We start from the raw sequence: 18,694 nt of genomic DNA, 5'->3' as shown, positions 1-18,694 counted from the left end.
ATCCGGACGGCGACCTAATGGATCAGTGCTCGACTGGCACGACACCCCATCAGCGTTCTGGGAACCCTCGCCGGCCGGTGGGGCCACGATCTAACCTTAGGAGTCGATCTTCTCTCCGGGGCCATATAGTGATCACCCACCAGCGGCTCGGTGATCAGCTTTCTCCGACTAACTTCGCTACTGTCGAAGACTCGCCGATCAAGTCCCATTAGGGTCACCGACCTCGACAGGCGGGTGGTTCCGTCCTCCGACACCAACCCCTCGGTGATCCCGGCGTCCTCGCTCTGCATCACCGACCCGTCGGGAAGCGTCCGCGTCACCGGGAGAGGCCCGTACGCCGCGTTGGGGTCATACGGGTCCACCGGGGCCGGTAGCGGTTGGCCACCGCTCACCGAGACTGACAACCCTATTCGCGCCCCGACGACGTCGAGGTCGGTGCACACGCCGGAGGTGAAACCGTCGGGAACGAGCGAGCCGATCGGCCGGTCCAGGGTCGGCGCGTTCGGTATGGACGCCCACGTCGCGGTCAACGCAGCGTTGGCGGCATCGACGGACTCCCGGCGAATATCTTGAACTGTCCCGGTCGAGGACGCGGCGTAGACCGAGCAATCCTGCCGCGGCGCAGGCGTTCCCGCCGGCGCAAGTGTGGACAGGGCCAGGTCGGGACTGCCAGCGATGGCCGCGGCCTCATCGGCACCGAGGGGCAATGCCGTCAGGTCGTTGCCGGTGAGGCTGACGTGCACTCGGGTGCCGTCGGGGTGATAGGCGGTGGCGCTTCGCCAGTACGTCCGCGACCCCGATTCCTCGTACCACGTGTCCAACGTGTCGACGACGGTTCGGTCCGGCATAGTCGTGCGGGAGTCGAGATCGCCTGCGACACAATCGGGTACACCGGCATCGGCCGGACCGACACCGATGGTGGTGTAGGCGGACACCCCATCCCGGACCAACTGACCGGACGCCGACGTCGTCGGGATCACTCCCTGTGGAACCGTGTCGCCGAAGTCTTCGACAGGCTGGAACACGAGCGAACTCGACGGCGGCGCCAACGCCACGGCGACATCAGCAGGCAGTGCTGCGCGGACGGCGTCCGACATCATGGATGCCTTACCCGCCGTCAGCCACGGATACGACGGGTTGTCATAGCCCTCTCTGCCAGGATCAAGTGAGACACTTACAGCAAACGAAGTGCACACCCTGAGGGCATGACTGGAGCATCACCGATGAGCAGCCCGAAGCCCGTACCGCCGGACAAGTCGATCGACCCCGCACCGAAAGCAACCCGCCGTACTTTCACCACCGAGTACCGCAACAAGATCATCGACGAATACCGCGCAGCCCCGTTCGGCGAGAAATCGGCGGTTCTACGCCGCGAAGGCCTCTACCAGTCGCAGCTGCGTGAATGGTCCGCTACCCGAGACAACACCACGCCTGCAGACACGACTGAGCGACGTAAAGACAAGAGTCGCAATACTATCGACGCAGCCGACCGCAAAGAATTCGACCGACTCAGCAGACGTAACGCGCACCTCGAGAAGCAGCTGACGCAGACGGAGGCCGCGCTGGAGATCATGGGAAAACTGCATGTGCTCTTGGAGTCGATCTCCGAGAGCACGGGCACACCGATGCCGCCGACCACGCCCTTGACACCACCTTCGACGAACTCCGTGCCGCCTCGGTCCCGACGAGAACGGCGTGCACGCTGATCGGTCGCTCCCGCGCCACCCACTACCGCCGCCGGCAACCACCTGTTCTGGGCCCCAAGCAACGCCGCAGCGTCCCCGACAACGGGCAGGCACTCACGGCCGCTGAACGCGCACAGGTGTTGGCGGTGATCAACTCCGACAGCAATGCTGACCTCGCGATCTGTCAGATATACGCCCGCGAACTCGACGAAGGAAACTACTGGTGCTCAACCTCGACGATGTACCGCATCGCCTCCGCTGCCGGGCAGAACCGTGAACGACGACGCCTGGCCACACACCCGCCGAAGGTCAAACCCGAACTCCTCGCAAACGGACCCTCGCAGGTCTGGTCCTGGGACATCACCAAGCTACGAGGACCATCCAAGGGCGTCTGGTTCCACTTGTACGTCCTGATCGACATCTACTCCCGCTACACCCCGTCCTGGATCGTCTCATCCCACGAAAGCGCTGATCTAGCTGAAGAATTCATCGCCGAAGCTATCGAACGCAACGGCGCGACACCACACACCGTCCATGCCGATCGCGGAGCGTCGATGACCTCGGGTCTCGTGTCGGAACTACTGACGTTTCTCGGAGTCGTCCGATCCCATTCACGACCCAGAGTGTCCAACGACAATCCGTTCTCCGAAGCCCAGTTCAAAACGTTGAAGTATCTGCATGACTTTCCGAAATCGTTTGCCACCCTTGATGATGCCCGAACTTTCCTGGAGGGATTCTTCAACGAGTACAACCACATTCATCACCACTCCGGCATCGGATGGCATACCCCGGCATCGGTACACTTCGGGACCGCGGAGGCGATCGACGAAGCCCGCCAGATCACACTCACCGCAGCATTCGCCGCCAACCCTGCCCGATTCTCGACTCGGCCGACACCACCGAAGATCCCGCACGTCGTCTACATCAACGAACCAGCACTCGAAATCCAGATCAACTGAACGCCCGGTGTCTCACTTGACTTGATTTATTCCGTAGTTCGGCGTTCCCCCGCCCATGGTGGCAGTGGAAAAACGTGTGATCTCGTTTTCAACCGGCGGAGGTCGAACAGAGGTGCACCCCGGAATGTCCACTGGGTACTCCACCGGTTCGGACACGATCTGCGCGTTCGGCAACGGCAAATTCGGTTCTGGTGCTTCGCCGGCCTGTGGCAGGAGGCCCGCGACGACGATGCCAATCGATACCGCAGCAATTACGACAGCTGTATCGACGATGAGATCGTGTCGCTTAGCTTCGGTCACGGTCAGACGATACAGACCGTGAAGCCTGATTGATCCGATTACGCGTCGCATCCCCGCGGCCGATCACCAGTTGGGTCCTCAGCACAAGGCGCAGCGACATTGGACATCGGCGCGCTGCGCAGCTCGCGGTCCGCTCCTGGGCCCGAGCTGAACCACCCTGGATCTGATGGAGACCTGGTTCAAGCCACTTCGCGGTCGGAGGTGGCTGTCGAGCATTGTTGACGGTACTCGTTTTCGTAGTCGACGGGCGGTTGGTAGCCGATCGAGGAGTGCAGGCGGCTGGTGTTGATCCCCCGCAAGCGGGAGGTGCCCCCACAATGCACCCACGACGCTGTTTCCCGTTCAACTTCGGAGCGTCCGGACCACGACTTCTGCCGGTCGATCAGCTCGGTCTTGTACAACCCGATCGTCGATTCCATCCACGCATTGTCGAGCGCGTCGCCGACACTACCGATCGATCCGGCGATGCCGGATTCGATCAACGCCTCGGTGAACGCCAGAGACGTGTACTGAGACCCTGCATCCGAGTGGTGCACCAAACCCGTTGCAGTGAAGGCGAAGTCGGACCGACGGCGTGTGAACAACGCTTGCTCGAGTACACCCGAAACCAGCGGTGTCGCCTCCGTGGTCATCACCCGCCACCCGAGAATCCGGCGGGAGAACACATCGACGACGAACGAGGTGTACACGAAACCGGCCAACGTCCAGCAATATGTGAAATCAGCAACCCACCATTGATCCGGTTGAGTCGGTGCGCCCCATTGCCGGGCAATCAGATCCGGATGTCGACGGGCACGATCATCGCGTTCGGTGGTCACCGTACGCCGGCGACCGCGGACGACACCGGACGCGCCGCAGATCGTCATCAACCGAGCGACCTGATCGCGTCCGATATCGTGACCAGCGCGTTTCATCGCATGCCAGATTTTCTGCGCTCCGTAAAGGCGTCTGTTTGCCACGAAGAACCCGTGGACGGTGTTCGTGGCATGCGCCTCCTCCAATGCCGCCGCGGAGACGGTGCCGCGTTTCTTGGCGGCGTAGTAGGTGGACGGGGCGATCTTGATGCCGTGCTCTTTGAGTACGGTGCAGATCGGGTCGACCCCGAAAAGGTGGCGGTGTTGATCGATATATTCGACTACTACCGAAGTCGGCGGTCGACCTCCGCTGCTGCGAGAAACGCCGACGCTGTCTTGAGAATTTCGTTCGCTCTACGTAATTCGGAGTTCCCACGCCGTAGCGCTTTCAGCTCCTCGTCGCGGTCGACCCCTGCGATGGGCCCGTGTGCGTCGGTGGCTGTGGCGTGTCCCCGGTGAACGGGGCCATCTCGTTTTAGAGTCTTGTTGCCCCTGAAGTGGGCGGATAGGACGATGGAGAACATGGCTGGACGGAAGCGCAACTCTGCCGAGGACATCGTGCGCAAACTGCGCCGTGCCGATGAGCTGACCGCTGCAGGCAAGACGCAAGAGGAGATCGCGGCGGAGCTCGAGGTGTCGGCGGCGACGTTGTACAACTGGCGGCGTCAGTACGGCGGGATGGACACCGATGCCGCGAAGGAACTCAAGGAGCTGCGCGAGCAGAACGGCAAGCTCAAACGCCTGCTCGCCGAGGCCGAGCTGGAGAAGGACGCACTGCGGGAGGTAGCGAAGGGAAAATTCTGAGCCCAGCCGCCAAGCGCCGCGCCGTCGACATGCTCGTCAACACCATGAGTCTGTCGAAACGTCTGGCGTGCAAAGCTGTTGGGCTTGCCCGCTCCACCTACGCACGAACACCGATCGCCGACACACCCGCGGATCCCGACGCGGCCCTGAGGGCGTCGCTGCGGACATACGCAGGCTCGCATCCACTGCACGGCTTCCGTCGCGCCTGGGCGCATCTGAGGCACGACCAGGGCATGTCGGTGAACAAGAAGAAGGTGCACCGGCTCTGGAAGGAGGAGGGTCTGCAGGTTCGGATCTATCATCCCCGCAAACGCGCCGGCATCAGCTCCTGCCCGCAGATCGAAGCCGATGCGCCGAAAGTGGTGTGGGCTATGGATTTTCAGTTCGACTCCACGGTGGATGGGAAAGCGATCAAGATCGCGTCGATGATCGACGAACACACCCGGCAGTCCCTGTTGAACATCGTGGAGCGCTCGATCACCGCGCAACGACTGACCGACGAGCTCGACAAGACGTTCGCGCTGTGGGACGGACCGCCGATGGTCCTGAGAATGGACAACGGTCCGGAGTTCATTTCGCATGTGCTGCAACAGTTCTGTCGCGACCGTGTCGGTATCTCCTACATCCCGCCGGGGACGCCGTGGAACAACGGACACATCGAATCGTTCAACAACCGACTACGGAAGGAGTGCCTGAACCGCAATCACTGGACGAGCCTTCTCGAAGCGAGGGTGGTGATCGAGGACTTCAAAGACGACCACAACCATCGACACCGGCACTCATCACTCGGCTACCTCACGCCGTCCGAGTACGCTGCCCAATGCACCCACAACCACCAACCGGTCGAGGGTTGCGAGATCGACTGAAATCAATCACACCGTGGCTCTAGAACACGGTGGCCCGACTATCGGGGACCTGCCAGCTGGATCGATCTTCTCGATCCAGTTTCGGATCGTGGCCGGGTTGATATCGAGCAGGGCTCCGACGTGCTTGCGGGCCGTTACTTTCGGCTCGCCGTACTCAGCGAGCCGGTCGCGATACATCCGAACTGCCCGCTCCCGCGTCTCGGCATCAAACTTCCTTGGTGCACCCATACCTGCATTCTCCTGGTGAGATCACAGTCTCCATCAGTCCCAGGGTGGTTCAGGTCCGGTGTTCCATCACCACGACTTCGACATACAGAACGACGCGTCCGCGGTTGCCCAGCCGAACACTCCTGTTGACGGACCCGGCACCGAGGTGTTCCGGGAGCGATGCACCAAACATGTTCTGAACCCTTACACGTCACCATCCTCGCTATTGTGCGGCCTCCTAGAGTGCCGCCATTCTGGCCTGCGCAACACCTAAGCATGTCAATAGTAAACCGGTAGAGTCACAGCCATGATTGATGAAACCGACGCTGCTCAGACCGAATGGCTAGCTCAGATTGGCGAGAGTGCGATCAAAGCTGACTACACAAATTTCCGCGTGTCCGACTATCTCGGCTGGAGTCGCGACGGAACTCTCGACCTTCGACCACACTACCAACGTGGATCAGTCTGGACCGAGCGTGACAAAAGCTTCCTAATAGATAGCGTAGTTCACGCATATCCCCTCCCACTCATCGTCGTCCAAGACGAGTACGCAGACAACGGCACTCTCATCCGTCGAGTAGTCGACGGGCAGCAGCGACTTAGAACACTTATAGCGTTTATTGACGTTGCTCTAGTCCCAGATCGCGATGAGCGAGATAAATTCAAATATACGCCGCCCGAGCTCAGCAATCACAGAGCCCAGTTTTCTTACGTAGATCTTCCTCGGTCGATTAGAGAACGGATTTTAGAAACCAAGCTTCCCACCGTCAGCCTTGGGGTCAAAACAAACGACAACACTGTTCTGGAGCTCTACGATCGCCTTAACTCAACCGGACTGGGTTTGAATGCACAGGAGCTGCGCTACGCTCGACGCAGCGGGGCATTTTCTGACGCTTGTTACAGATTGACCCGCGCCAACCAAACGCGCTGGACAGACTGGAAACTCTTCAACATTGCCGATATAACCAGAATGCGTGAAGTGGAATTTGCCAGCGAACTCGTTCTGTTAACAATCAACGGAATTGACAAAACCGGGCGGCGTGAGATCGATGAGTCCTACCGCAGGTGGGAATCATCGCTGCCGAATCAAAAACATGTCGAACGCGCTTTCCAGCAAGCCATGGATGCTATGGACCTTTTCCTCGCAATCCCTGAAAAGAACGATCCGTTTACAATCTTCCGAAAGAAGGGTTGGTTCTTTGCCGCGTTCGCGGCGACTCTACGGGTTGCCGGTCACCTTGATGGAACCTGGAGAGTAGTAAAAAATTACTCAGACAAGAGCGTGCACGAGGTCGCGCACGAAACCGAAATACGGCTACGGGAGTCCGCTCAGAACTTTAAGGTTGCAAGAAATACAAATGCTGAGCTCATTAGAGCAATTTCAGGCTCCGCATCGGACCGTGCCTCTCGCCTAGCACGTGCCAACTTCGCGTTCCAGGGCGAGCTTTCCAAGTGACCGCCGGTCAGCTATTCTCCGAATGCGAGCGCGAGCTTAGCGCTCTTACAGCTGCTAATACCAGGGCAAAATCTGCACGTCTAAACGGTCACATCACACTCGCTGACTACGAGTACACACTTGAAGCCCTCGCATTGTCATCCGCGGTCACATTCGAGTCATTCATTCGAAGGTTATTCATATCGGCGGTAGCCGGAACATCGGAAATTCCTCACGTCAAGAGTAGGCTGAAGGATGTAGATGAACAACAGGCCGAACAGATACTTCGAGGGGATCAAAAGTATGTTGATTGGTTTCCATACATAAGAACAATGAATCGCGCCTACAAGCTCTTGCAGAATGGCCAACCGTTCAGTCGTTTGCATTTTCGCATTCAAGCTAATCAGGCGCTAGCCGAGCTCATTACCGTCCGCAACAGAATTGCCCACAGCGGCGAGGAAGCTGAGGCAAAGTATATAAAATCTATCGCACAGGACGACCGGACGTTCGAACGTCCAGCTCGCTGGCTTGCCCACATTCCAAGCGGCAGATCAATTTCTAACTTCGACAGAATCTCTGATCAATTACGACGAGCAGCACGAGGACTTACCGAACCAAAGCCCGACCTTGAGTTGATATTTGGAGAGCCAGAATCAGTAAGCAAGGGAACTTTCGGACCCGCGGGTAGATACAAATGCATGACTTGCGTAGGAGATTTTGCTCAAATGGGCGCCGACGTACTGCCTGGATGTCAATGTTTGACATCCAACGCAAAGTGGCAAATTGAGAAAATCTACGTGAGATAACAGTTCATACTCTGCGAGAGGTCCGCGGTATATGTCACATGCTGCACCAGCTATCCCCAAGCACTAACCAGAATCAGATCGATACACCCGAAGACCACTATCACTGTTTTGGTAAGTTACGTACATATCACCCTCGACAGATGGAATCTAGGCTGCCTTACACCACGGACATTGACACCGAATCGTTCCGCGACGGCGACGATGGGCGATCCGTTGATCGCTTCGGTCACCGCACGCAGGCGAAACTCCACCGTGACTCTGGTGGTCGTGGGGGTTACGTTTCAGTCAAGATTAGACGCCTTCGCCACACTATCAAAGGCTGCAGTCACCGATAAAGCGCAGTCGACAGGACAAGTGTAGTTTCTGCGTCAGTTCTGTTGGACAGCGCGCACACCTTCTCCGAACACACGGGCTGAGTATCCAAAGTTGTTCTTGACGGCTTCGCGTTGTGTTTCTGGGCTTATCCCCAGTTCTTGCATCAACACCAGGTGCAGCAATGCCTTCGTGATGTAAGTTGTCAATGGCCAAGATGAAGTCCCCACTGGTGGCCAAGTAAAAGTCCCCACCCCGTGTTGATGTTTCCGGTTGGTCAGGGGCGGTCCTTTCGGTGTTGTGCGTCTTTCATGCGGTAGGACTCGCCGTCGGTGACGACGATGGTTGCGTGGTGGAGCAGTCGGTCGAGAATCGACGCTGCGGTGGTGTGCTCGGGCAGGAACCGACCCCACTGCTCGAACGGCCAGTGCGAGGCGATCGCCAACGACCGTCGTTCGTAAGCGCCGGCGACGAGCCGGAATAGCAGTTGCGTTCCGGTGTCGTCGAGCGGGGCGAACCCCATTTCGTCGACGATGATCAGATCGACCCGTAGCAGCGATTCGATGATCTTGCCGACGGTGTTGTCGGCCAGACCGCGATACAACGTTTCGACCAGATCCGCGGCGGTGAAGTAACGGACCTTGTGCCCGGCGTGGACTGCGGCGACTCCGAGCCCGATCAGGGTGTGCGACTTCCCGGTCCCCGCGGGCCCGATGAGCGCTAGATTCGATTGCGTCCGAACCCATTCCAAGCTGGAGAGATAGTCGAAGACTTTCGGCTGGATCGATGACGCAGCGACGTCGAACGATTCCAATGTCTTCGTCACCGGAAACGCAGCTACCTTGAGTCGGTTGACGATGTTCGAGGCGTCTCGGGCTGCGAGCTCGGATTCGACCAGCGTCCGCAGCACTTCCTCCGGTGTCCAGCGCTGGGTTTTGGCGGTGAGCAGCACTTCGGGTGCGGTCCTGCGGATCGCAGCGAGTTTGAGTCGCCGCAACCCTGCATCGAGATCGGCTGCCAGTTCGGGAACCTGTTGCGGTGCCGCGGTGGTCGGCTTACCTGCTGTGGCGTTAGCGACGGTGGTGTCGGTCATGACGGCACCTGCTGCCCGCTGGACGGCGGCCTGACCGCGTAGGCATCCAACGACCGAGTCGGAGCGGTCGGCAGATCCAGGATCAGCGCATCACCGGCAGGGCGCGGCTGGGGTGTGCCGGCTCCTGCGGCGAGGATCGAGCGGACATCGGCAGCTCTGAACCGCCGGAACGCCACTGCACGTGTCAACGCCCCGACCAACGCCTCATGGCCGTGCGCGGCGCCGAGCGCAAGAAGCACCTCGAGCTCGGAGGACAACCGGGTGTTACCGATTGCCGCGGCACCGACCAGGAACCGCTCGGCGCTGTCACCGAGTGCACAGAACTGTTGCTCGACAGTGGTTCTCGGACGCGGACCCCTGTTCGGTGCAGGCCGGGCGCCGTCGTAGTGCTCGTCGAGCACCGACGCGGTTCCCGGCTGCGTGAGATCATGTTCGGCCAAGACCTCGCCGGAGGACGAATCGATGATCATCAGCCGTCCGTCGACTTGTCTGAGCATGACCGTGGCCCCGATGAACTTCACCGGCACCGAGTACCGGGCCGAGGCGAACCGCACGCAGGAGAGGCGGTCGACTTTCCTGGTGACCGGCGGTGGCCCGATCTCCAAACGCAAAGATGGCAACGCGAACAGCAGTTCTCGCTCCAAATCGAGTTGTTCGTCGGGGACGGCGCAGGTTTCCGAGTGCACCCGTGCGTTGACTTCTGCGCACCAGATCTTCGCGGCCGCGTTCGCGGCGTGGACATCGACGGTGGTGCCGGCAACGGCCGCTTCGGTGAGCAACGGGACGGCGAGATCTCGTTGGGCGTAGCCGACGAGGTTCTCCACCACACCTTTCGATTGTGGATCGTTGGCGTGGCAGAAGTCCGGCGCGAACCCATAATGGGTGGCGAACCGGACGTAGTCCGGGGTTGGAATGACGACGTTCGCGACGACACCGCCCTTGAGGCATGCCATGCGGTCGGCGAGGACTTTCGCCGGGACACCGCCGACCGCGGCGAGCGCTTCTGCGATCAATGCCATTGTCGTGGTTGCTCTCTCGTCGGTCGCGAACGCTACGAACCGCCAGCGGGAGTAGGCCATGACAGCGCAGAACAGGTGCAGACCGCCGATGGTGGCCCAGTCGATGACCAGGTAATCGCCCGGCGCCCACACCGCGGGGCGGCGGCCGCGGTGATGCGCGGCCTTCCATTTCGCTTTCTCCTCGGCGACCAGGCGGCGGAAGTTGCGGTCCGAGCCGTCGTAGCCGGCAGTGCGGGCGATCGGCAGAATCCGTTTCGCGGAGATCCTGCCTTGGGATTTTTCGACGCGTTCGGTGACCAACTCGGTCACGGCGTCGTAGTTGTGTTCACGTTCGACGCGGGCGGCAGGAGTCTGGCCTGCGTGTTCGGCTTCGAATCGTTCGACGGTGCGTCTGACGGTCTTGTGGGTGGTGCCGCACAGTTCGGCGGTTGCGCGGTACGACCCGACTTGGTTGTAGGTGGAAATGATGTCCATACGGTCCCTCGCAGACTCAGACGAAACTAACTCCCGCCCGACCACGTGACCGAGGCACCTCCGCTGGCGACGGTCAGGCCGCAGGTCCGATCTCGACGCTATAGCCGAGGTCCTTGAGCTGCCGGACCAAGCGGGCCTTCTGAACCTCTGGACTGTTGCGTGGAGTATAGAAATCCGCACCCAAATCGCTGTACTCGACCTCATCATGCAGAATGTGCCAGGCGATCACCAAGATGGTGTGGGCCAGGGCGACAGCGGCTTTCTTCCCGCCGGCCTTGCCGAACCGCCGGTGAAGGCGCCGAAACCGGGCACCCAACCGCGTCTTGGTACGAGAGGCCGACCACGCCGACTCCACCAGCACACTACACAGGTGAGCATTGCCGTTACGGGTTGCCGTCTTCTTCCTTTTGCCCGCGGACTCATTGTTGCCAGGGCACAGCCCGGCCCACGACGCCAGGTGATCAGCGGTAGGAAATCGGGACATGTCCACACCAATCTCCGCGATGATCGTCTCCGCGGCGCGCTTGCCGATGCCGGGGATGGTCATCAGCAGATCTCGCTGCCGAGCGAACGGATCGACGACCTCATCGATCCGCGTTTCCAACCGGGCGATCATCTCGTTCAGGTGATTGATGTGGTCCAAGTGCAGACCAGCCAGCACACCGTGGTGAGCCGCGAATCGCCCCGAGAGCGCTAACGTCAGATCCGGGATCTTCTTCCGCATCAATCCGCGGGCCAGATTGGCCAACACGACCGGGTCGCGCACTCCGTCGATCAGAGCGGTGATCATCGCCCGCCCCGACACCCCAAGGGAATCGGACGCAACCGAATCGAGCTTGATCCCACCGTCCTCGAGGACCTTGTGAAGACGCTGGGTCTCCCGAGTGCGTTCTTCGGTCAACTTTCGGCGATACCGGGTCAGCTCCCGAACGGCTGCGATCTCGGCCGGCGGGATGAAACTGCCCCGCAGCAACCCGACCTCACACAACTGAGCCAGCCACACCGCATCGGTTGCGTCGGTCTTGCGGCCCGGCACATTCTTGACATGGTGCGCGTTGCACAATAGGACTTCGAACCCATCGAACTCCGCCAGTGCATGAAACACTGGCCGCCAGTACACTCCGGTCGCTTCCATCGCGACGTGCGTAACCTGTTCGGCGCGAAGCCATTGCGCCATCTCAAGCAGCGCACCGTAGAAGGTCGCGAACCGGCGCACCCGCTGCGTTCGCTTCTGGCCGCTATCGGCCTCACCCTCCGGAACCCGCACCGCCACAGTGACTTGACGTTTGTGCACGTCGATCCCTGCAACCTTCGAAAATACGATCTCCATCTTCGACGCCTCCTCCGCAGAACTACTAGCCAGGGCGTCACCCGCGAAGTCCGCGAAACGTTCGAAACTCAGACACGCGCTCGCAGCAGCAACCCGGAGTACCTACCGGTGCGGACTCCACCGTCACTCTTCAATACGGACTTGAAGGGTGCCAATCTGCACCGACGTCAGCGGGTGACGCACCACTAAGTTTCATCCACCCGCGAGCGCCCCGCCAGGGGCATCAACCTCTTCAATGGAACTCCCCGGGTGGTGCGGTGTGTGGTTGGCACCTTCACCGTCACCGCTCGGGCCAAAAGTTCCTGATCGACACGACGAACACGGGGTGGGGACTTTTAGTTGGCCACCAGTGGGGACCTCGACCTGGCCACCAGTGGGTACTTTTTCATGGCCACGGACATAAGTGAGCCTGTAGCGAACTTCTTCCGGGACCTTCCGTTCTAACTCTCCGGTGCTCAAGTGTCCAAGAGCATTTCGGGCGTCGCGGAGCCATTTCGCCCAGACCTCAATATCAGTCAGTAGGTCTACCACCGCTTCCTTGTCCGGGATTTGCGCAATCTCAAGTATTCGCTGCTTGAGGCCAGGCCGGTTGTCCCGGAATAAATCAAGTCAAGTGAGACACCGGGCGTTCAGTTGATCTGGATTTCGAGTGCTGGTTCGTTGATGTAGACGACGTGCGGGATCTTCGGTGGTGTCGGCCGAGTCGAGAATCGGGCAGGGTTGGCGGCGAATGCTGCGGTGAGTGTGATCTGGCGGGCTTCGTCGATCGCCTCCGCGGTCCCGAAGTGTACCGATGCCGGGGTATGCCATCCGATGCCGGAGTGGTGATGAATGTGGTTGTACTCGTTGAAGAATCCCTCCAGGAAAGTTCGGGCATCATCAAGGGTGGCAAACGATTTCGGAAAGTCATGCAGATACTTCAACGTTTTGAACTGGGCTTCGGAGAACGGATTGTCGTTGGACACTCTGGGTCGTGAATGGGATCGGACGACTCCGAGAAACGTCAGTAGTTCCGACACGAGACCCGAGGTCATCGACGCTCCGCGATCGGCATGGACGGTGTGTGGTGTCGCGCCGTTGCGTTCGATAGCTTCGGCGATGAATTCTTCAGCTAGATCAGCGCTTTCGTGGGATGAGACGATCCAGGACGGGGTGTAGCGGGAGTAGATGTCGATCAGGACGTACAAGTGGAACCAGACGCCCTTGGATGGTCCTCGTAGCTTGGTGATGTCCCAGTGGCGTGTCCCCGGTGAACGGGGCCATCTCGTTTTAGAGTCTTGTTGCCCCTGAAGTGGGCGGATAGGACGATGGAGAACATGGCTGGACGGAAGCGCAACTCTGCCGAGGACATCGTGCGCAAACTGCGCCGTGCCGATGAGCTGACCGCTGCAGGCAAGACGCAAGAGGAGATCGCGGCGGAGCTCGAGGTGTCGGCGGCGACGTTGTACAACTGGCGGCGTCAGTACGGCGGGATGGACACCGATGCCGCGAAGGAACTCAAGGAGCTGCGCGAGCAGAACGGCAAGCTCAAACGCCTGCTCGCCGAGGCCGAGCTGGAGAAGGACGCACTGCGGGAGGTAGCGAAGGGAAAATTCTGAGCCCAGCCGCCAAGCGCCGCGCCGTCGACATGCTCGTCAACACCATGAGTCTGTCGAAACGTCTGGCGTGCAAAGCTGTTGGGCTTGCCCGCTCCACCTACGCACGAACACCGATCGCCGACACACCCGCGGATCCCGACGCGGCCCTGAGGGCGTCGCTGCGGACATACGCAGGCTCGCATCCACTGCACGGCTTCCGTCGCGCCTGGGCGCATCTGAGGCACGACCAGGGCATGTCGGTGAACAAGAAGAAGGTGCACCGGCTCTGGAAGGAGGAGGGTCTGCAGGTTCGGATCTATCATCCCCGCAAACGCGCCGGCATCAGCTCCTGCCCGCAGATCGAAGCCGATGCGCCGAAAGTGGTGTGGGCTATGGATTTTCAGTTCGACTCCACGGTGGATGGGAAAGCGATCAAGATCGCGTCGATGATCGACGAACACACCCGGCAGTCCCTGTTGAACATCGTGGAGCGCTCGATCACCGCGCAACGACTGACCGACGAGCTCGACAAGACGTTCGCGCTGTGGGACGGACCGCCGATGGTCCTGAGAATGGACAACGGTCCGGAGTTCATTTCGCATGTGCTGCAACAGTTCTGTCGCGACCGTGTCGGTATCTCCTACATCCCGCCGGGGACGCCGTGGAACAACGGACACATCGAATCGTTCAACAACCGACTACGGAAGGAGTGCCTGAACCGCAATCACTGGACGAGCCTTCTCGAAGCGAGGGTGGTGATCGAGGACTTCAAAGACGACCACAACCATCGACACCGGCACTCATCACTCGGCTACCTCACGCCGTCCGAGTACGCTGCCCAATGCACCCACAACCACCAACCGGTCGAGGGTTGCGAGATCGACTGAAATCAATCACACCGTGGCTCTAGAACACGGTGGCCCGACTATCGGGGACCTGCCACCAGGACCAGACCTGCGAGGGTCCGTTTGCGAGGAGTTCGGGTTTGACCTTCGGCGGGTGTGTGGCCAGGCGTCGTCGTTCACGGTTCTGCCCGGCAGCGGAGGCGATGCGGTACATCGTCGAGGTTGAGCACCAGTAGTTTCCTTCGTCGAGTTCGCGGGCGTATATCTGACAGATCGCGAGGTCAGCATTGCTGTCGGAGTTGATCACCGCCAACACCTGTGCGCGTTCAGCGGCCGTGAGTGCCTGCCCGTTGTCGGGGACGCTGCGGCGTTGCTTGGGGCCCAGAACAGGTGGTTGCCGGCGGCGGTAGTGGGTGGCGCGGGAGCGACCGATCAGCGTGCACGCCGTTCTCGTCGGGACCGAGGCGGCACGGAGTTCGTCGAAGGTGGTGTCAAGGGCGTGGTCGGCGGCATCGGTGTGCCCGTGCTCTCGGAGATCGACTCCAAGAGCACATGCAGTTTTCCCATGATCTCCAGCGCGGCCTCCGTCTGCGTCAGCTGCTTCTCGAGGTGCGCGTTACGTCTGCTGAGTCGGTCGAATTCTTTGCGGTCGGCTGCGTCGATAGTATTGCGACTCTTGTCTTTACGTCGCTCAGTCGTGTCTGCAGGCGTGGTGTTGTCTCGGGTAGCGGACCATTCACGCAGCTGCGACTGGTAGAGGCCTTCGCGGCGTAGAACCGCCGATTTCTCGCCGAACGGGGCTGCGCGGTATTCGTCGATGATCTTGTTGCGGTACTCGGTGGTGAAAGTACGGCGGGTTGCTTTCGGTGCGGGGTCGATCGACTTGTCCGGCGGTACGGGCTTCGGGCTGCTCATCGGTGATGCTCCAGTCATGCCCTCAGGGTGTGCACTTCGTTTGCTGTAAGTGTCTCACTTGATCCTGGCAGAGAGGGTCCCCTGTGCGCCCACGGAGCCACTCCCGAGCCTCCAAGTTGTCTGGGAACAACGCTTTTACAGCAACTTTTACGTCCTGATGCAATGCATCTGAGATTCCGACAGATTCAGGTCGCAGAGCCGCATGAAATCCCTCAGTTGCGGACGCTGCGTTGAAGATACGGTTTTGGTAAAATCCGTCCTCGATGTAATCGAGGCTGAACAGCACGTCAAGGGCCAGGCCTACTCTATTTCGGAGTGCCACCCACTCCGGCTTCAACGTAGCCCATTCTATGTCCTCAAGCGTGAAAATAATGTCGTGGACCGAAACGGAGCGCTCGCGTGCCGATCCAGAGTCAAAGTACAGACCGACTGGGTAGTCCCGAGTCTCGCCATCTTCGCGAATCAAGAGGCTCTTTTTTCCCACTCGGCAACCAGCTTGAGTCGCGAGCGTGATCAAATCGCGAACTGCGGAGACGGTTGGGGTGAACCCGCTCCAAGCCCTCCTCTCGTCCGACCGCACAGTCAATGTCGCACGCTCCTCAACCTCGAAGTCTCGATCCCAAGCCCCCTCCTTCGATCCCCAGTTGAGCCGCCACGCCAGCGTTACAGTTTCCGAAGCATCCTCAAGCCGGGCCGACACCTGCTCCAACTTGGTGGGGTTGATTTCTACTCGAGCGAACTTGTAGTGGTCCGTTCCTTCGTCGGGCGTCGTGTAGGCAGTTGTACGAATGATTCCTGATCTGCGTGTCCAGGCAGTCAAATTAGACAGTTCTACTTCAATACCGTTAAAACCAACGTCATCGCCGGCCGCAAGATGGATGCCAACTAGTATTACCGTCGGCCTACCGACCTCGACAACTGTATGCAGCTGTCCCCATGTGATCTTTCCGCCGTTCATCGGCTGGCAGTTTAGAAGGGTCACCGGCCGACCATCAGCGGCCCCGTGCAAGACTGCGTGAAGGGAATCGTTGAGAAGCGAATCTGTCAATTCGAGGCGACTCTGACCATCCGCATCGATCTCGAGTACGCCACCGACCTGGGCGTCCGGTGTTGCCGGAAGCCACCACTTTCCGACCATCCGCAAGTGCTCCATGTGAAAGAGCTTCGCACACCGCAGGACGCCTCGCTTTATCACCGCGCAAGCTGAGCGGAGTGGGAAGTCGACCTGTTTCTTTGGAGGAGCCTCGAAGGCGCACTACACAGCTAAACTACGACAAGGAATAGACGTCAGTCGAATGAATGATTCTGCGTCACAAGTTATCCGGAGCATGCTAATGCGCTAGCAGATCACAGGTCACGACTCTGGTAGACAACAGCAATGACAATCCCGGCCGGATGGCATCCCGATCCCGAAGACTCCGGAAACTGCGGTGGTGGGCCGGACAATGGACCTCCACTACCCAACCCTCAGCACAGCCACTGAACCCGACACCGTCAGCACGTAAACAACCTGCGACACCACAACAGAAGCGTCGGAACCTGATCCTCGCTGGACTCCTCGCGGTCGCATTGGTCACTCTCGCTGTGGTCGATACTTGGCGAGACGCCGACGGCGACACCGAGAACACCGCAGCGTCGACTTCTCAATCCGCGCTGACACGGTCCGCACCGGCAACCACCACCGCACGCCCTTCCCCCCGCGTCTGCATCCGCTGCAGCTGCCCGGATCACGAGGACGACCGAGCCGGTTGCAGAAGTCACCCCCAGTCCCGCACCCCCGTGCGGCCGTGATCTTCGATCCTCGATGCGCACCCGCCGACCCGAGCCTTGTCGATCTCGTCGCTTCCGAACTCTCCGACGCCGCCCTGACCAACAGCACGATCATCGACGCCGACCCCTACACGTTCTTCGGCGCCACCACACTCCGGCAGGACGGATCGATGTCGAACAGGTCGGATGTGTGGATAATCGACGGCGGCGCTTTGTATGCATCGAGCTGCGGAGCGAGAAACGAAGGCACCAGGCCGAAAGCAAGGACAGCCCTTGGCGTCTCCCCCTGCGACGAAGCTGTTCAGGCCGTCGACGGCTGCGTTATTGGCATCACCACAGGGCGGTGACTATCCAGGACTGGTGTCACCACTGGGAGTTGGCAAAGTTACGGAGTGAGGAGACACCTGGCGGATCAACTCGCCCACGACACGAGCTGATTCCGCCGCCTGCTCTGCCTCACGCTGGCGAACGTCGTCCGGCCTAAGATAGTTCTCCATTTTAACGACCGCGTTCGACGCCGATGCAACAGCGACGCGAATTGCTTCGGTTGCCTGTGTAGACCGCTTCTGCAGAGCGTGTGGATCGTCAGACCGTTTCGTGATCAACTCACCTCTTAGTGTTGCGACGTCCAATACAAATTCGTCGGTGTAACGCTCGGCACCCTTGGACCAGAAGTTGGGCCGGTCCGACAACCGAATCGTGACGGTCGCGCACGCGGGTATTGGCTCGTCGTTGACGGACTTGTCACCGTCCTCGGACAGGACTCCCCGGTCAAACCACCACGCATTGCGCATCTGAACCCCGGGCATCATCGTCGTGATCGGGTTGTCGTAGCGTGCGAGCAGTGTCGGTACGAAACTAAGCCTGCCGCTGCGCGTGCCCGTGGACGTGATTCGGGGCGTGAACCACACCTGGACGTTGTAGGCGACGGTATGGCCGTAGTTGCGAATCACCAGGTAGGCGTTCTGGTCCTCGGGATTGCTCCCGAGGACGAGTTCGGCGCCGACCATTGGGCGGGTTCGGTCACGGCTGTCGCGTTTCGTTGCCCGCAACGTTCTCACGGCTGCGATCGCCGCGAACACACCTGCTGTCGCAGCGATCGCAGTTGCCCCGCCGCCGATGATTGCGCCCCATGCAGACATTAGGTCAGTGGTAGAAGCGTAAAACATATTGTTCGACAACTCTTTCAGCTGGATGAATCCATCTTCGGGTTTAACAGTTAGAACTATCAGGCAGCACCGATTGAGGGCGGGGCAGCCGCAAGTGCCCGGCAGCACTCAGCAGTCATCCGAACCACCATGACTCGCGAGAGAACTCTTAGTCTGTCATTCGCTCAAATGATCTTCGGACAGTAAAGAACTCCACGGTTTGCAGACGGCATACCTTTTCTCGTGGTGAACGATTCACAGGCGAACGGGGGCTCATGTCGATAGCCGGCAGCTG

At 59.9% G+C, this 18,694-nt stretch carries 15 protein-coding genes, 4 pseudogenes and 1 other annotated feature; of the genes and pseudogenes, 6 read left to right on the top strand and 13 right to left on the bottom strand.

The window, feature by feature from the left end; all coding sequences use genetic code 11:
- Positions 1 to 14: 14 nt before the first annotated feature.
- Entirely contained in the window at positions 15 to 1,100 is a 1,086-nt protein-coding gene (locus WDS16_RS08300; protein WP_338891920.1) for a hypothetical protein, read from the bottom strand.
- Between the two features lie 105 nt (positions 1,101 to 1,205).
- Here WDS16_RS08300 and WDS16_RS08295 point away from each other — a divergent pair, with 105 nt between their 5' ends.
- Both WDS16_RS08295 and WDS16_RS08290 read left to right on the top strand, forming a co-directional pair.
- A complete protein-coding gene (locus WDS16_RS08295; protein WP_338891043.1) occupies positions 1,206 to 1,706 on the top strand; it encodes a hypothetical protein in 501 nt (166 codons plus the stop codon).
- A 125-nt stretch (positions 1,707 to 1,831) separates the two neighbouring features.
- Positions 1,832 to 2,644, top strand: a complete 813-nt coding sequence (locus WDS16_RS08290; RefSeq protein WP_338888726.1) for a DDE-type integrase/transposase/recombinase — start codon at positions 1,832 to 1,834, stop codon at positions 2,642 to 2,644.
- A gap of 12 nt (positions 2,645 to 2,656) precedes the next feature.
- Here WDS16_RS08290 and WDS16_RS08285 read toward each other — a convergent pair whose 3' ends face one another.
- Complete coding sequence (locus WDS16_RS08285; RefSeq protein WP_338891918.1) at positions 2,657 to 2,944, bottom strand: hypothetical protein; 288 nt, start codon at positions 2,942 to 2,944, stop codon at positions 2,657 to 2,659.
- A gap of 179 nt (positions 2,945 to 3,123) precedes the next feature.
- Positions 3,124 to 4,238 (bottom strand): annotated as a pseudogene (locus tag WDS16_RS08280) (IS3 family transposase); the annotation flags it as partial.
- Positions 3,994 to 4,125 (bottom strand) — a sequence feature (AL1L pseudoknot). Its footprint overlaps the pseudogene before it by 132 nt.
- Positions 4,239 to 4,320: 82 nt before the next feature.
- Here WDS16_RS08280 and WDS16_RS08275 point away from each other — a divergent pair.
- Positions 4,321 to 5,468, top strand: a protein-coding gene (locus WDS16_RS08275; protein WP_422395690.1) for an IS3 family transposase whose coding sequence is annotated in 2 segments (ribosomal slippage) — positions 4,321 to 4,588 and positions 4,588 to 5,468 — 1,149 coding nt in all. Because the reading frame shifts where the segments join, the coding sequence is not laid out codon by codon here.
- 33 nt (positions 5,469 to 5,501) lie between these two features.
- Here WDS16_RS08275 and WDS16_RS08270 read toward each other — a convergent pair.
- A pseudogene (locus WDS16_RS08270) lies at positions 5,502 to 5,696 on the bottom strand (IS3 family transposase); the annotation flags it as partial.
- 286 nt (positions 5,697 to 5,982) lie between these two features.
- Here WDS16_RS08270 and WDS16_RS08265 point away from each other — a divergent pair.
- The gene (locus WDS16_RS08265) at positions 5,983 to 7,131 is read left to right on the top strand and encodes a DUF262 domain-containing protein (RefSeq protein ID WP_338891916.1); all 1,149 of its coding nucleotides are present in this window, start codon (positions 5,983 to 5,985) and stop codon (positions 7,129 to 7,131) included.
- Positions 7,132 to 8,505: 1,374 nt separating this feature from the next.
- Here WDS16_RS08265 and istB read toward each other — a convergent pair.
- The 5 genes and pseudogenes from istB to WDS16_RS08245 form a co-directional block, all read right to left on the bottom strand.
- The gene (istB, locus tag WDS16_RS08260; RefSeq protein WP_338890862.1) at positions 8,506 to 9,321 is read right to left on the bottom strand and encodes an IS21-like element helper ATPase IstB; all 816 of its coding nucleotides are present in this window, start codon (positions 9,319 to 9,321) and stop codon (positions 8,506 to 8,508) included.
- Complete coding sequence (gene istA, locus WDS16_RS08255; protein WP_338890864.1) at positions 9,318 to 10,814, bottom strand: IS21 family transposase; 1,497 nt, start codon at positions 10,812 to 10,814, stop codon at positions 9,318 to 9,320. Before istA ends, istB begins: the two co-directional genes overlap by 4 nt.
- Before the next feature lie 73 nt (positions 10,815 to 10,887).
- Complete coding sequence (locus WDS16_RS08250) at positions 10,888 to 12,144, bottom strand: IS110 family transposase (protein WP_338890521.1); 1,257 nt, start codon at positions 12,142 to 12,144, stop codon at positions 10,888 to 10,890.
- Positions 12,145 to 12,336: 192 nt separating this feature from the next.
- Positions 12,337 to 12,732 (bottom strand): annotated as a pseudogene (locus WDS16_RS28225) (HEPN domain-containing protein); the annotation flags it as partial.
- Between the two features lie 41 nt (positions 12,733 to 12,773).
- A pseudogene (locus WDS16_RS08245) lies at positions 12,774 to 13,379 on the bottom strand (transposase); the annotation flags it as partial.
- A gap of 81 nt (positions 13,380 to 13,460) precedes the next feature.
- Between WDS16_RS08245 and WDS16_RS08240 the strand changes: the two are divergent.
- Positions 13,461 to 14,608, top strand: a protein-coding gene (locus WDS16_RS08240; RefSeq protein WP_422395690.1) for an IS3 family transposase whose coding sequence is annotated in 2 segments (ribosomal slippage) — positions 13,461 to 13,728 and positions 13,728 to 14,608 — 1,149 coding nt in all. Because the reading frame shifts where the segments join, the coding sequence is not laid out codon by codon here.
- Between the two features lie 19 nt (positions 14,609 to 14,627).
- Here the strand turns inward: WDS16_RS08240 and WDS16_RS08235 are convergent.
- The 3 genes from WDS16_RS08235 to WDS16_RS08225 all read right to left on the bottom strand — a co-directional run bounded on the left by WDS16_RS08235 (position 14,628) and on the right by WDS16_RS08225 (position 16,634).
- Entirely contained in the window at positions 14,628 to 14,873 is a 246-nt protein-coding gene (locus WDS16_RS08235; protein WP_338891915.1) for a hypothetical protein, read from the bottom strand.
- A gap of 125 nt (positions 14,874 to 14,998) precedes the next feature.
- The gene (locus WDS16_RS08230) at positions 14,999 to 15,499 is read right to left on the bottom strand and encodes a hypothetical protein (RefSeq protein ID WP_338891043.1); all 501 of its coding nucleotides are present in this window, start codon (positions 15,497 to 15,499) and stop codon (positions 14,999 to 15,001) included.
- Between the two features lie 4 nt (positions 15,500 to 15,503).
- Entirely contained in the window at positions 15,504 to 16,634 is a 1,131-nt protein-coding gene (locus WDS16_RS08225; protein WP_338891914.1) for a hypothetical protein, read from the bottom strand.
- A gap of 634 nt (positions 16,635 to 17,268) precedes the next feature.
- On the opposite strand from WDS16_RS08225, the gene WDS16_RS08220 reads away from it, so the two are divergent.
- The gene (locus tag WDS16_RS08220) at positions 17,269 to 17,598 is read left to right on the top strand and encodes a hypothetical protein (RefSeq protein ID WP_338891912.1); all 330 of its coding nucleotides are present in this window, start codon (positions 17,269 to 17,271) and stop codon (positions 17,596 to 17,598) included.
- Here WDS16_RS08220 and WDS16_RS08215 read toward each other — a convergent pair whose 3' ends face one another.
- Entirely contained in the window at positions 17,599 to 18,393 is a 795-nt protein-coding gene (locus WDS16_RS08215) for a hypothetical protein (RefSeq protein ID WP_338891909.1), read from the bottom strand. It abuts the gene before it with no gap.
- Positions 18,394 to 18,694 lie beyond the last annotated feature (301 nt).

This window comes from Rhodococcus sovatensis, assembly GCF_037327425.1.
Classification (GTDB): Bacteria; Actinomycetota; Actinomycetes; order Mycobacteriales; family Mycobacteriaceae; genus Rhodococcoides; species Rhodococcoides sovatense.
The sequence above is the reverse complement of the archived record's forward strand: the minus strand, read 5'-3'. Positions and strand labels throughout refer to the sequence as shown.

Bases quoted from the DNA above. Each gene is read 5' to 3' on its own strand.
- WDS16_RS08300 (WP_338891920.1), bottom strand. From the start codon at position 1,100: ATGATGTCGGACGCCGTCCGCGCAGCACTGCCTGCTGATGTCGCCGTG.
- WDS16_RS08295 (WP_338891043.1), top strand. From the start codon at position 1,206: ATGACTGGAGCATCACCGATGAGCAGCCCGAAGCCCGTACCGCCGGAC.
- WDS16_RS08265 (WP_338891916.1), top strand. From the start codon at position 5,983: ATGATTGATGAAACCGACGCTGCTCAGACCGAATGGCTAGCTCAGATT.
- istB (WP_338890862.1), bottom strand. From the start codon at position 9,321: ATGACCGACACCACCGTCGCTAACGCCACAGCAGGTAAGCCGACCACC.
- istA (WP_338890864.1), bottom strand. From the start codon at position 10,814: ATGGACATCATTTCCACCTACAACCAAGTCGGGTCGTACCGCGCAACC.
- WDS16_RS08250 (WP_338890521.1), bottom strand. From the start codon at position 12,144: ATGGAGATCGTATTTTCGAAGGTTGCAGGGATCGACGTGCACAAACGT.
- WDS16_RS08230 (WP_338891043.1), bottom strand. From the start codon at position 15,499: ATGACTGGAGCATCACCGATGAGCAGCCCGAAGCCCGTACCGCCGGAC.
- WDS16_RS08225 (WP_338891914.1), bottom strand. From the start codon at position 16,634: ATGGAGCACTTGCGGATGGTCGGAAAGTGGTGGCTTCCGGCAACACCG.
- WDS16_RS08215 (WP_338891909.1), bottom strand. From the start codon at position 18,393: ATGTCTGCATGGGGCGCAATCATCGGCGGCGGGGCAACTGCGATCGCT.